Here is a 13,543-nt window from a genome sequence, read left to right as displayed (position 1 = left end):
AAGCCTCTGGGCAAATTGCAAATTATATTCTAGCATAAAAGAGGAGAGATGTACACTCTCCTCTCTGATTTTTATGTGAACTTTATGGTTACTGGGTTACTGGTTATCGGTAATATCCCGCTTAAGAGATCAATTGTTTTTTATAGCCGCATATTTTCGGCATACAGTCTCAGCAACTTTGATTCCATCCATGGCAGCACTTGTGATTCCGCCTGCGTAACCTGCACCTTCGCCACATGGATAAATTCCTGCCATATTTGCTGTGAGCTCCTGATCACGTACGATTCTTACAGGAGAAGAAGTACGGCTTTCAATACCACTGAGCAGTGCATCCTCTCTGTCAAATCCGGAAATTCGTTTTCCGAAGGCTCTGACACCTTCTTCAATAGAATCGCCTACTGCTTTTGGCAGAACAGAGCGTACATTTGTCAGTATATATTCTCCCTTCATACAGGGAGTAACCTCTCCTAATGCTTCACTTGCCTGATTTTTGCAAAAATCACCAAACAGCTGAACAGGAATTTTTCCTTCTCCGAGCTCCCATGCTTTTTTCTCCAGATCACGCTGAAATTCTACGCCGCCAAGAACTCCTTTATCCGGGAAATCTTCTGGTGTGACTGTGACGATCATGGCACTGTTTGCATTTCTGGAATCACGTGCCTGATAGCTCATTCCGTTCACTGCGAGACGACCGGGTTCAGAGGATGCATTTACAACATATCCGCCCGGACACATACAAAAAGAATAAACACCTCTGCCATTTGCACACTTATGGGTTACTTTATAGCTGGCTGCACCAAGTAATTCATTCTCAGGCTCTCCATAAAGATCCATATTGATCATTTCCTGAGGATGTTCAATACGCAGCCCCACTGCAAATGACTTTGGCTCCATATAAACACCACGTTTCTGTAACATTTCAAAAGTATCTCTTGCACTGTGTCCTGGTGCCAGTACACAGACTTGTGCAGGGATTCTCTTATCATTGTTGATCTCAATTTCTTTTAATGTATTGTTCTCAAAAATCAGATCTGTCACCTTGGAACGGAAGCAGAATTTTCCTCCCATTTCTTCGATTTCATGACGCATTTTTTCAACAATACCAACCAGTACATCCGTTCCCAGATGTGGCTTCTGCTGATAAATAATTTCTTCCGGTGCGCCGGCAGCTACGAAACGCTTCAGTACCTCATGATTACGTCCGTAAGGATCTTTTACCAGCGTGTTCAGCTTTCCGTCGGAAAAGGTGCCGGCGCCGCCCTCTCCGAACTGTACATTGGACTCAGGGTCAAGAACACCATTTTTCCAGAAATTCTCTACTGTTTTCTGACGTTTCTCAGCCTTTTCTCCGCGTTCAAGTATTATTGGACAATATCCGGCTTTCGCAAGATACCATCCGCAGAAAAGTCCTGCAGGACCACTTCCCACAATAACGGGAGAATGTAAAAGAGGTGTCTCACCCGGAGAGGGAAATTCATATGGTTTCTCTTTGGTTAACATAATATTGTTATTGTTAACTTTTTTGGCGAGTTTCTGTTCATCTCTGATCGTTACATCTACAGTATATACAAAGATTTTGTCATTTTTGTGTCTGCAGTCCAGAGATTGCTTTTTTATTTCGTAAGTAAAACTGTTTCCGGGATTTTTTAATGTTTTTGCAATCTTTTTTTCGAGCTGTGCCTTTGTATGTGTGATCGGAAGTTTCAGCTGTGAAATTCGAATCAATTTTTCTCCTCCTTTGCGGCATTTTTGCCGGCCACTGCGCCGCTGCTCCATGCCCATTGCAGATTATATCCGCCGCATGTACCGTCAATATCTAGAAGCTCCCCTGCAAAATACAGACCCTTACAGAGCTTTGACTCCATGGTTTGAGAATTTACCTGTGAGGTATCTACTCCCCCGGAGCAGACCTGTGCCTGTGAAAATGACATACCATCCTGCACTTCAAGAGGAAATTCCCTTATAGCAGAAACCAGTTGTTTTTGTGATATAAGGATTTTGATAAGCTTTTCCGGGAAAAGTCCCACCAGGAGTTCTTTTTCTTTTTTATAGGGACATGCCTTCTTTCGTGCATACAGAAGTTTCTTTAATTCTTCTTCTGACAGCTCCGGCATGAAATTAATGCGGAGCTCTGCTTTATGTCCTTCTCTGACTGCACGTACTGCATAAGTGCTGAGCTGAAACACTGGGATTCCGGAGATTCCGTATTCTGTAAGCTGCAGCTCGCCATGTTCAGATTTACAGAATTTCCCATCTGTAAAAAGAGAAATCTCTCCTTCTGTACGTACGCCTGCCCATGCCTTAAAAGAAGAACCTTTACACTTCAGGGCAGTAAGTGCCGGATAAACCGGGACAATGCGGTGCTGAAAGCTCTCTGCCAGCATATATCCGCTGCCGTCTGAACCTGAAACAGAAGATGCCCGGGATCCATTGGCAAGTATCAGTGCATCTGCATCATAGTGCCATCCTTTTGTCAGGATTTGGAAATTCTTTCCATTTGTCCCAGTTTTTATTTCTGTAACCTGTTCGTTTGTCTTTATTTTCACACCCAGACTGGCAGCCTCCATACACAGTACATCTACAACACTCTGCGCCTGATTGCTTCTCGGATAAAGATAGCCGTTCCTGTTTAAAGGATAGATTCCTATCTCTTTGAAAAACTCAATGGTATTCTCGACAGAAAACTCTCTGAGTGCATCTTCGACAAATTCCGGATGTTCGCCTCTGTATGCATCATCCGGTCTTGCAAGATTAGAAAAATTACATCTGCCGTTTCCTGTAGCACAGATTTTCTTTCCGGGTTTCTCGTTCTGTTCCAGAACAGTGACTGCTGCCCCGTTTCGGGCCGCCATGATCGCTGCCATCAGTCCACAGGCTCCTGCTCCTGTGATCACTACCTGTCTTTTTTTCATAAAGTTACAAGTCCTTTATCAACCATTTTCTGCAGGGACATCAGAACACCCAGTTTTGCATGTTCCCAGGTAAGTCCTCCCTGAAAATACACTGCATATGGAGGCTTCATCGGACCATCTGCAGAAAGCTCGATGGAAGAGCCCTGTACAAAAGCACCTGCTGCCATGATAACCTGACTGTCATATCCGGGCATATCCCATGGCTCCGGATCTACATAACTGTCAACCGGTGCTGCTGCCTGAATACCCTTACAGAATGCGATCAGACCTTCCGGTGTGCCAAGACTTACCGCCTGAATGATGTCCTGACGTGGCTCTGTGGAATCCGGGATTACCGGGAATCCAAGTTTCTCATAAATATTTGCCGCAAACACAGCTCCCTTTAACGCACCCTTGGTAACCATTGGTGCAAGGAAAAATCCCTGGAAGAAAGAACGGTTGACTCCCAGAGTTGCGCCTACTTCACTGCCAAGTCCGGGACAGGTCATTCTGTAAGAAGCATTCTCCACGCACTCCTTAGTACCTGCAATATAACCGCCGATAGGCGCAAGTCCGCCACCCGGATTTTTGATCAGAGAACCAACAATCATATCAGCTCCCACATCACTTGGCTCAATGGTATCTACAAACTCACCGTAGCAGTTATCCACCATACAGATCACATCCGGTTTAATACTCTTTACAAAAGAAATCAGCTCTCCAATCTGCTTTACAGAGAAAGACGGACGTGTCTGGTATCCTTTGGAACGCTGGATCTCCACAAGACGTGTTTTTTCATTGATTGCTTTACGGATGCTGTCATAATCAAAGGTCCCGTCTTCCAACAGTTCTACCTGACGGTAACTTACTCCATATTCTGCGAGAGAACCTTTTGACGGGCGGATACCGATTACCTCTTCCAGAGTATCGTAAGGCTTTCCGGCAGGTGCCAGAAGTTCATCACCCGGACGGAGATTACCGAATAAGGCAATGGCCAGCGCGTGAGTTCCGCATGTGATCTGCGGGCGTACCAGACAGGCTTCCGTATGGAAAGTATCTGCATAAACCTTTTCAAGTGTTTCCCGGCCAATATCGTCATATCCATAACCGGAAGAACTTCCGAAGCATTCTGCGCTTACTTTATTTTTCTGCATGGCAAGAAGCACCTTCATCTGGTTATATTCTGCCGTTTTATCAAATTTTTCAAATCTTTCTTTTAAAGATTCCTCAATCTTATGACCAAAGTCATAAACCTCTGAAGAAATCCCAAGCTGTGCGTACATTTCTTTCATAATTTGTTTCGTCCTCATTTCTGTTTGCATTATTATCTTTATTTTATCTCTGAATTTCACTTATTCTGTATCAGTGATTTTTAAGAAAAATTCGGTTATAAAATTCCTCTGTCCCTGCATACCTTCAGCATTTCATCAAGGATTCTGTCTTCATTATAGTCAAATTCATCCTTATTCATCCAGATGGTATCCTTCTCCCTGCGAAACCAGGTCAGCTGGCGTTTTGCAAAATGTCTGGTATCTCTTTTCAGGATCCTGACCGCTTCCTCTAACGGATACTCGCCATCCAGATATGCAAGGATTTCTTTATATCCAAGTCCCTGCATGGAAACCATCCCCCTGTGGTATCCCATATCTTTTAACTTCTGCACTTCCTCAAGGAGTCCCTCTTTTAACATCTCATCAATACGGTCATCAATCCGTTTATAAAGAAGTTCCCTTGGTACATTCAGCACAAAATATGCCAGATTATAAGGGGTTTCATGTTCCTTCTGCTCCTGATTATGTGCAGAGATCGGCGACTGGTTCTGATGATAAAACTCCAGTGCCCTGATCACACGTTTCACATTATTGGCGTGGATTTCCCCGGCACTGACAGGATCAACATCCAAAAGCATCTGATGCAGATATTCATTTCCCTTCTCTGCAGCAAGCTGTTCCAGCTCCTGACGGTATCCGTCTTCCTGCTCGGCCTGAGTAAAATCAATATCCTTTGTAATAGCCTGTATATAAAATCCGGTTCCTCCTACCAGAACAGGAATTTTCCCCTTGGCATAAATTTCTTCCATGGCAGCTTTTGCCATCTGCTGGAATTTCACGATATGAAATTCTTCCTCAGGCAGCAGTTCATCTACCAGATAATGCTTTACTCCCTGCATCTCCTCCGGCCGGATCTTAGCCGAGCCAATATCCATATATTTGTAGACCTGCATGGAATCAGCGGAAATGATCTCTCCGTTTACTGCTTTCGCAAGTGCAATGGATAGATGGGTTTTTCCTGCTGCCGTCGGTCCTGTAAGAACGATCAGTGGCTTTTTCATAATAGCTCCTTATATATAAACTATACAATACGTTTAAATTTCTTTTCCAGTTCTGTTTTAGTCATGGAAATAATCGTCGGTCTTCCATGAGGACAGTGATAGGGGTTCTCCAGTGTGAGCAGTTCATCGATCAAGGCATTTGCTTCCCGGTCGGACATCTGGTGATTTCCCTTTACCGCAGCCTTACATGCCATGGTGGCCAGTCTGGAAGCAAAGATTCCAAGTGGATCTTTATCCTTCTCAGAAGCAAGATTGTCAAGCATTTCCAGAAAAAGTTCTTCCTCCGTAAGACCGTACAGATTGGCCGGGACTGCATTGATACAGTATTCCTTACCGCCAAATGGTTCAATCTCAAATCCAAAATCCTCGAAATACTTACGGTTAGCCTTAAGAAGAGCTTCTTCCTGAAGATTCAGGGATACGATCAGCGGCGGGCTGAGGTACTGGGATTCTACTGTCTGCTCACGAAACCTTTTTACGAAACGTTCATAATAAACCTTTTCATGTGCCGCATGCTGGTCGATAATAAAAAATTTATCCTCAAACTGAACAAGCCAGTAAGTATCAAAAATCTGTCCGATCAGCTGATGACGGCTTCGGGATTCAGGAGCAAGAAGTTTTTCCTCAAATAATTCCAGCTGCTGTGGTCTGATTTCTTCTGATATTACATTTTTGTTTTGTTCTATCTGTTTTCTGTTTCCTTCTGAATCCACAGCAGTCTTCAGATATTCTGCAGTTTTCTGTTCTGCAATTTCCTGCTTTGTCTCTGAAAATACCGGTTGTTCTTCATTCTTTTTCTCGCTTAGTGTTCCCTCAAAAAGCTGTTCCTCTGCCTTGGTAAGAGGATCCCTGGTCTGATAGATCTGCTGTTCACGCACTGCCTGTTCTGCCATTGTAACAGTTCCTCGTGGTAGTGCGGTATGCTCAGAAACCCTGGAAGCTGTATTTACAGTCTGTGGACGATACTCCGGAATTTCAGCTCGACGTCTGGTTTCAAATGGCTCCGGTACATCCCCCGGTTTTACCACAGGCTGCTGCTTTTTAATCGGTTCTTCTTTTCCAAAAGGCACTGTCTGGATCATTTCTCTTGTAGTAAGAGCCTTGTGGACTGTCTCATAAACTGCATCATAAACTTCCGTTCCTCTTGCAAAACGTACCTCCATCTTGCTTGGATGTACATTTACGTCCAGATCATTTCCCTCCATCTGGATATGAAGAGAAACAAAAGGAAACTTATGCTGCATGAGAAATCCCTTATAGGCATCCTCGATTCCCTTTGCAATAATCCTGTTTTTTACAAAACGTCCGTTAATATAGTAATTCTCAAAAGTACGGTTGCCTCTGGAAATCTCCGGTTTTCCCACAAAACCCTCAATCTTCATGAAATCATTCTCGTAGGATACTTCAAGAAGTGCTTTGGTAATATCTCTTCCATATATATTATAGATCACATCTTTTACATTGTAATTTCCGGAAGTATGAAGCTTCACCTGTTTATTCTGGATATATTTAAAAGAAATCTCAGGATGGGACAATGCCAGCTGTTCCATCAAAGTGCTGACATAATTTCCTTCCGTAGTATCTGATTTCAGGAACTTGCTTCTTGCAGGTGTATTATAAAAAAGGTTTCTTACCAGGAAAGTAGTTCCTTCCGGAGCCCCCATATCCTCTAAAGACTCCTGTACACCACCATTGATCACATAGCGGACTCCGCTTAATGCAGATGGGGTTTTTGTGATCAGTTCCACCTGTGCAACAGCGGCAATACTGGACAAAGCCTCACCGCGAAATCCAAGAGACGCAATGTGTTCCAGATCCTCAACCTTCTCAATCTTACTGGTGGCATGACGCAAAAATGCCAGGGGTACCTGATCTCTTTCCATACCCCCGCCATTATCTGTGATACGTATCATCTTTTTGCCACCGTCTGTGATCTCCACTGTTACAGCAGTTGCTCCTGCATCAATTGCATTCTCCACAAGCTCCTTTACAATGGAGGACGGACGTTCCACTACCTCACCGGCAGCGATCTTATCTATGGTCTGCTGGTCTAATACTGCAATTTTTCTCAACTTTTATCACCATCTGTTCTTAATCTTGTTCTGTAGGTTATAAAGTGTATTCATTGCCTCGATAGGAGTCATATTCCCCATATCAAGACCTTTTATCTCATCAATGATATCGTTATCCTTAACTGTATCGAACAGAGACATCTGTGCCATATCCATCTGATCGTATACAGGCTTTTTCTTTTTCGCAGATGTCAGGTCTTTTACTGCTGCCGTAATATCCGCATCACTCAGTTCCTCCACCAGTTCCTTTGCTCTCTGGATCACAGAATCCGGAACACCGGCAAGCTTGGCAACCTGGATACCATAACTTTTGTCTGCGCCGCCCTGAACGATCTTACGCAGAAATACAATATCGTCCCCTTTTTCCTTGACAGCAATACAGTAGTTATTAACTCCCGGAATCTTGCCCTCCAGTTCAGTAAGCTCATGGTAATGAGTAGCAAATAATGTTTTGGCGCCACAGAGCTTCGTATTGCTGATATGCTCGATCACTGCCCATGCAATTGCAAGACCGTCAAATGTACTGGTACCACGTCCGATCTCGTCCAGGATCAGAAGACTTCTGGAAGTGGCATTTCTCAGAATATTCGCAACCTCTGTCATTTCCACCATAAAGGTACTCTGACCGCTTGCCAGATCATCCGATGCACCAACACGAGTAAAGATTCTGTCAACAATTCCGATGTTTGCTTTTTCAGCAGGGACAAAGCTTCCAATCTGTGCCATCAGTACGATCAGGGCAGTCTGTCTCATATATGTAGACTTACCTGCCATATTTGGGCCTGTGATAATGGATACCCTTTTTTTATGGTTGTCCAGATATGTATCATTTGCAATAAACATATCGTTCTCAATCATCTGCTCTACAACCGGATGACGGCCATTCTTGATGTCAATCACACCTGTTGTGTTTGTTTTTGGACGCACAAAATGATTTCGTTCTGCAACCAGTGCAAGAGAAGCAAACACATCTAATGCGGCTACTGCCTTGGCTGTTTTCTGAATACGCACAACCTCTTTACCGACAGTATCACGCACATTACAGAATAATTCATATTCCAGCGCATAAAGCTTGTCCTCTGCACCAAGAATTAAATCTTCCAATTCCTTCAATTCCTGTGTAATGTAACGTTCTGCATTAGAAAGTGTCTGCTTACGAATATAGTTGTCAGGTACCTGGTCTTTAAATGTATTGGTAACCTCCAGTGAATAACCAAATACACGATTATATTTAATCTTCATTGTCTTGATACCTGTACGCTCACGTTCCCTTGCTTCCAGTTCGGAAAGCCATTTTTTGCCATCTGTTCTGGAGCGGCGGAATTTATCTACATCTTCATTATAACCTTCTTTGATAATACCGCCATCCTTCTGTGCAAGAGGCGGATCTTCCACGATGGCACGTTTAATCAGATCTGTTACATCTTCCAGAGAGTCCATATCTTCATAAATTTTCTGAAGCAGGGGAGTCTTAAATTCTTTTAATACCTGTTTTATATATGGAAGCATTTCCAGTGAAGAAGCAAAAGCGATCAGATCCCGCGGATTAGCTGACTTATAACTGATACGACTGATCAGTCGTTCCAGATCATAGACAGGTCCCAGATATTCCCTGATCTCGTCGCGAAGCATTCCATTTTTATTTAACTCTTCCAACGCCTCAAGACGTTCCTCGATCTCATCTCTGTCGATTAATGGCTGTTCTACATAACTGCGAAGTGTTCTGGCACCCATGGCAGTCTTTGTCTTATCCAGTACCCAGAGAAGAGAACCTCTTTTCTGTTTTTCACGTAATGTTTCTACAAGTTCAAGATTCCTGCGGCTGGAGCTGTCGATCAGCATATACTTTTCTGCTGCATACGGACGGATCGTCGCCATATGGGACAGCGCGGTTTTCTGTGTTTCCTTCAGATAAAGGAAAAGTGCTCCTGCTGCAATGATCCCGCAGTCATAATCACCAACGCCCAGTCCATCCAGAGAACCTACATGAAAATGATCTTTTAGTGTGCGGCGGCACAACTCGTCATCGAAATACCAGGAATCCAATGAAAAAACACAAATCCCAAGACGGTTCTGCAAGTCATCTGTATCTATATTGGACATATAAAAAGAATCATTACAGATAATCTCTGCAGGAACAAATTTATTGATCTCATCAAGAAGTTTCTGAGGTTTGTCCACCTCAGTAAGGAAACAGTCACCTGTTGTAATGTCTGCAATAGCGCATCCGAAATGTTCTTCCATAGACACAATAGACATCAGGTAATTATTCTTTGTCTCATCAAGAGCAGCAGCATCCAGTGTGGTTCCTGGGGTTACGATCCTTACAACCTCACGCTTTACCAGTCCTTTGGCTTTTTTAGGATCCTCTACCTGCTCACAGATCGCTACCTTATGTCCTCTCTCGATCAGACGATTAATATAAGTCTCCGCAGCATGATAAGGGACACCACACATGGGTGCCCTCTCCTCTAATCCGCAGTCCTTTCCTGTAAGGGTAATCTCCAGTTCCCTGGTGACAAGTAATGCATCATCAAAAAACATTTCATAAAAATCTCCCAGACGGTAGAATAAAATGCAGTCTTTATATTGTTCCTTTGTCTTGCAGTATTCCTGCATCATCGGACTCATTGCCATTTAATTGTTATCTCCTATCTTCATAACAGCTCACTGCTGTTTTTTATCTCGTATATATTGTATTTTTGACATCTTAAGATTTTAACATGAATAAATAGAAGATGCAAGATAGAGTATAAACATTTATTCTATCCCTAAAATGAAACTTTAAATTCCACCCCCTATTCTGGATGCAATTGACCGTTTTGTTTATTTTGAGAAAAAAAAATAATTCATGAAGAGGGATGCCACGCATGGCATCCCCTTTTCATCAGGAAACTGTCATTACTTTTCCCATAAATAGCATTTCGTCATTGCTCCTGTCATAGATCAGGAAGGCAAAAGGACGAGTGAGTTCCACATTTTTGATAACTGGTTCTTTCTCCTCTACAGCTGACATACATTCCATGATAACTGCTGTCACTGCTGCTGCTTTCGTGCCGTTTTCATCCAGTTCCAGTTTTGTTTTCTGCAGTATCGTATCTACATTTACATTTTTGTCTGCAATACCGGAGAAATCAGCGTTGCTGGAAAATATATTATCAAGCCCCAGGCCTGAGAGTATGTCATTTAGGATGGCGGTAGTCTCAAAATCAAGTTTTGGCATCTTACATTGTACTTCGTCATACTCTGGCTGAGATTTCAGAAGTCCACCAATATCCAGATCCTCAAGTGTAAAATCGCCTTCATCGACAGGCAGGATTCCGACAAAACTCAGTCCGTTTGCATACTCCCTGTCAAATGCTGTTGCCTTATCATTTTCATAATACCTGTCTCCGGCACTGGTCATGTATTTTGTCTTTTCATTATTTCCAAACTTCTCTTCTGTATCAGAAACATTCCAGGGTTCTCCACTCCATCCGGACTCAAAATATAGTGAATTAGTTAAGCACAGTCCGGTAGTATCATTGATCAGATCCGGGGTTATGATTTTCGGGATCAGCCCTTCCGTATTTTTGTCACACCAGGAATTAATGATACCGCATGTTTTCTCGGCAGCGGAAAAATCTACATTTTCCACTTCAGCCCCAAAACCGTTCGTTACTGAATTTTTAAATTCTTCCTGTAATGTCAGATTATTATCCACCCAGACTGCATCTGCAATCTTTAATTTTGACGTATATCCGTAACTCTCATCTTCAGTATTATATTCTTTAATCTTGTTCAGATATTCCTTTGCATAGGATGCAAAATCATCGGTTCCCAGGTAATTACATAGAACTTCTTTTGTCTCTCCTTTTGCACCTTCTGCGATCATGCCCAGCGCAAAATTAAGGCTTGTGGGACTGAACATAATATTTTCCCCATTGACTGCCGCAGAGATTTGGTCTGTCATTTTTACGGAATTCTGTAATGTCACGACTTTGTCGATACTGGCTCCTTTATTACCGGACACCGTGTCTTCATTGCTGCTTTGGATTTCACTGGCTTTTGCGGAACCGGCATATATGCCGACAGCTGGCAGTGCGACAGTCATAGCTGCCAGTATTCCGATTAAGAGTTGTTTTCTTATCATAAGGCATTTCCTCCTCTGGCATTTTTTTTAGTTTAACATATTTTTCTTTCGGTTCTGTAATCTGTGGAAAATAGAATACCTTCAACATTGCAGGTACATTGGTGTTAGGGGATTCCGTATCAGGAATGACAAAGTAAGCTTATCCCGCTTGATCTCGATAGGAATTACTTTTCCATTTTTTTGGATAATTATATCAAAAAGCTCCAACTGTAATTTTTATGCAATGAAAGATTTCCTTTTCAAAGAAGCAAAAATATTGTATCATAGTAATAATCTGGGTTTTTTGCCCGATGTATCTGTCATGTACAGAACAGTAACTTATGATAAAAATTCTGTTGAGAGGAGAATTTATGTTCGAAACGATCATTGACACAATCAACACATTTCTTTACAGCAAATTGCTGATTGTGATATTAATTGGTTCCGGTATCTATTTTACTATTCGGACCAGATTTCCGCAGGTACGTTTATTCCGGAAAGCCTGTAATGCTGTAATGGAGAAGCCAGAGGGAAAAGAAAGTGTGTCATCCTTTCAGGCACTGATGGTCTCTACAGCATCTCGTGTAGGGACAGGCAACATTGTGGGAGTATCTTCCGCTATCTGCATCGGTGGTGTAGGTTCCGTATTCTGGATGTGGATCATTGCCATTCTTGGCAGTGCATCAGCTTTAGCAGAAAGCACACTGGCACAGATATATAAGAAAAAAGGGGAAGATGGCAGGTGTTATGGTGGTCCAGCTTATTATATAGAAGCAGCACTGCACAGCAGAGAATTGGCTGTGGTTTTCTGTATAGCCATGATCCTAACTTATGCATTTGGATTTAATATGCTGGCTTCTTACAATCTTCAGTCTACCTTTGCCAGCCAGCCATTTTACAATGCAGAGATTACGCCCTGGATCATTGGAGGAATTCTGTCACTGGTAATGGGATGGTGTCTGCTGGGTGGCGGTAACAGAATTGTGAAAGTAACCTCTACCCTGGTTCCATTTATGGGAATTGCATATATTCTGGTATCTCTGTTGGTCGTAGTATTGAACATCGGACAGCTTCCGTCAGTCATGGCACAGATTTTCAAAGAAGCATTTGACTTTAAAGCCATTTTTGCCGGTTTTGCCGGATCGGCCATGATGCAGGGAATCCGAAGAGGTCTGTATTCCAATGAAGCAGGTATTGGTTCTGCACCAAATGCAGCAGCGTCTGCAGTAGTCAGCCATCCGGTCAAGCAGGGACTTGTACAAATGTTGTCTGTGTTTATCGACACATTATTATTGTGTACTGCAACTGCCATGATGTGTCTGGTATCTGGTGTGATACCTGCAAAAGAACTTCAGGGTGCACCATGGGTGCAGGCAGCACTTCACAAGACACTTGGTTCTTTTGGCCCATATTTTATCATGATCGCCATGGTATTATTTGCTTTCACCACATTATTGGGAAATTGTTTCTATTGTGACAATCTGCTGACTTATATTCATAAAAAACAACCGGACAGGAAATTTATGACAGGATTTCGCATTGTATCAGCATTGGCGGTATTTTGGGGTGCAGGTATGGAAATGACATTACTGTGGCATATCTCCGACGTATTAATGGGGGTAATGGCGTTGATCAACATTCCGGTGATCCTGATACTGTCCAATACTGTAGTAAAAACATTAAAAGATTACGAAATACAGATTCAGCAGAAAAAGAATCCTGTATTTTTCAGTAAAAATATTGATCTGAAGCAAAAAACAGATTACTGGAATGAAAAAAACTAACCAATAGTTAATAAAAATCCCAGACGGAAAGACAAAAATGCAATGTAAAAAATTCCCATTGAAATCAGACAAAAGCAGGGCAGAAACAGCATTAAAACTGTTTCTGCCCTGCTTTTATATATTCAGATGATATCATGTTTTATCATTTCACTGTAACATCTAAGAAAGAGAAGCTATTTCTTTGTCTTGAATTTCTTCATTGTGGAATATGGACTGTAAACTCTGGACTTGTTCTTGGAGGTTCTATTCCAGGAACGTACTGTCACATACCAGTTGCCTTTCTTTACGTTTGTAAAGGTTACAGTTACGGTATTTTTGCCTTCTGTACGTTTCACATATTTCTTAACCGGATA

Annotated in this window: 9 protein-coding genes; 1 reads left to right on the top strand and 8 read right to left on the bottom strand. The window is 42.4% G+C overall.

From position 1 onward, the window contains the following. Positions 1-129 precede the first annotated feature (129 nt). The 7 genes from I4V44_RS11410 to I4V44_RS11380 all read right to left on the bottom strand — a co-directional run bounded on the left by I4V44_RS11410 (position 130) and on the right by I4V44_RS11380 (position 11,427). On the bottom strand, positions 130-1,725 hold the full coding sequence (locus I4V44_RS11410; protein ID WP_196002734.1) for an NAD(P)/FAD-dependent oxidoreductase: 1,596 nt from the start codon (positions 1,723-1,725) through the stop codon (positions 130-132). After that, entirely contained in the window at positions 1,722-2,912 is a 1,191-nt protein-coding gene (locus tag I4V44_RS11405; RefSeq protein WP_173702293.1) for an NAD(P)/FAD-dependent oxidoreductase, read from the bottom strand. Before I4V44_RS11405 ends, I4V44_RS11410 begins: the two co-directional genes overlap by 4 nt. Further along, positions 2,909-4,183 (bottom strand): methionine gamma-lyase family protein, encoded by a 1,275-nt coding sequence (locus I4V44_RS11400; RefSeq protein ID WP_008703188.1) that lies wholly within the window; start codon positions 4,181-4,183, stop codon positions 2,909-2,911. Before I4V44_RS11400 ends, I4V44_RS11405 begins: the two co-directional genes overlap by 4 nt. Before the next feature lie 95 nt (positions 4,184-4,278). After that, entirely contained in the window at positions 4,279-5,223 is a 945-nt protein-coding gene (gene miaA, locus I4V44_RS11395; RefSeq protein WP_196002733.1) for a tRNA (adenosine(37)-N6)-dimethylallyltransferase MiaA, read from the bottom strand. Positions 5,224-5,243: 20 nt separating this feature from the next. Further along, complete coding sequence (mutL, locus tag I4V44_RS11390) at positions 5,244-7,295, bottom strand: DNA mismatch repair endonuclease MutL (RefSeq protein ID WP_196002732.1); 2,052 nt, start codon at positions 7,293-7,295, stop codon at positions 5,244-5,246. Positions 7,296-7,301: 6 nt separating this feature from the next. Then, a complete protein-coding gene (gene mutS, locus I4V44_RS11385) occupies positions 7,302-9,932 on the bottom strand; it encodes a DNA mismatch repair protein MutS (RefSeq protein WP_243280268.1) in 2,631 nt (876 codons plus the stop codon). 250 nt (positions 9,933-10,182) lie between these two features. Continuing rightward, positions 10,183-11,427, bottom strand: coding sequence for a serpin family protein (locus tag I4V44_RS11380; RefSeq protein ID WP_196002731.1), 1,245 nt, complete (start codon positions 11,425-11,427; stop codon positions 10,183-10,185). A 350-nt stretch (positions 11,428-11,777) separates the two neighbouring features. On the opposite strand from I4V44_RS11380, the gene I4V44_RS11375 reads away from it, so the two are divergent. Beyond that, positions 11,778-13,190: an alanine/glycine:cation symporter family protein gene (locus I4V44_RS11375; protein WP_118575105.1), complete on the top strand. Its 1,413-nt coding sequence runs from the start codon at positions 11,778-11,780 to the stop codon at positions 13,188-13,190. Between the two features lie 173 nt (positions 13,191-13,363). On the opposite strand, the gene I4V44_RS11370 is transcribed toward I4V44_RS11375, so the two are convergent. Next, positions 13,364-13,543 (bottom strand): hypothetical protein (locus I4V44_RS11370; RefSeq protein ID WP_196002730.1); only part of this gene is annotated, 180 nt, incomplete at its 5' end.

Origin of the sequence: Blautia sp. 1001283B150304_161114_C9 (genome assembly GCF_015668165.1) — a bacterium.
GTDB classification, from domain to species: Bacteria; Bacillota; Clostridia; order Lachnospirales; family Lachnospiraceae; genus Blautia_A; species Blautia_A wexlerae.
Note: the sequence above shows the minus strand (reverse complement) of the source record. Positions and strands in the feature narration are given on the sequence as shown.

What these genes read in the sequence shown, in the direction of transcription:
- I4V44_RS11405 (WP_173702293.1), bottom strand. Translation starts at nt 2,912, where the DNA reads ATGAAAAAAAGACAGGTAGTGATCACAGGAGCAGGAGCCTGTGGACTG.
- I4V44_RS11400 (WP_008703188.1), bottom strand. Translation starts at nt 4,183, where the DNA reads ATGAAAGAAATGTACGCACAGCTTGGGATTTCTTCAGAGGTTTATGAC.
- miaA (WP_196002733.1), bottom strand. Translation starts at nt 5,223, where the DNA reads ATGAAAAAGCCACTGATCGTTCTTACAGGACCGACGGCAGCAGGAAAA.
- mutS (WP_243280268.1), bottom strand. Translation starts at nt 9,932, where the DNA reads ATGGCAATGAGTCCGATGATGCAGGAATACTGCAAGACAAAGGAACAA.
- I4V44_RS11380 (WP_196002731.1), bottom strand. Translation starts at nt 11,427, where the DNA reads ATGATAAGAAAACAACTCTTAATCGGAATACTGGCAGCTATGACTGTC.
- I4V44_RS11375 (WP_118575105.1), top strand. Translation starts at nt 11,778, where the DNA reads ATGTTCGAAACGATCATTGACACAATCAACACATTTCTTTACAGCAAA.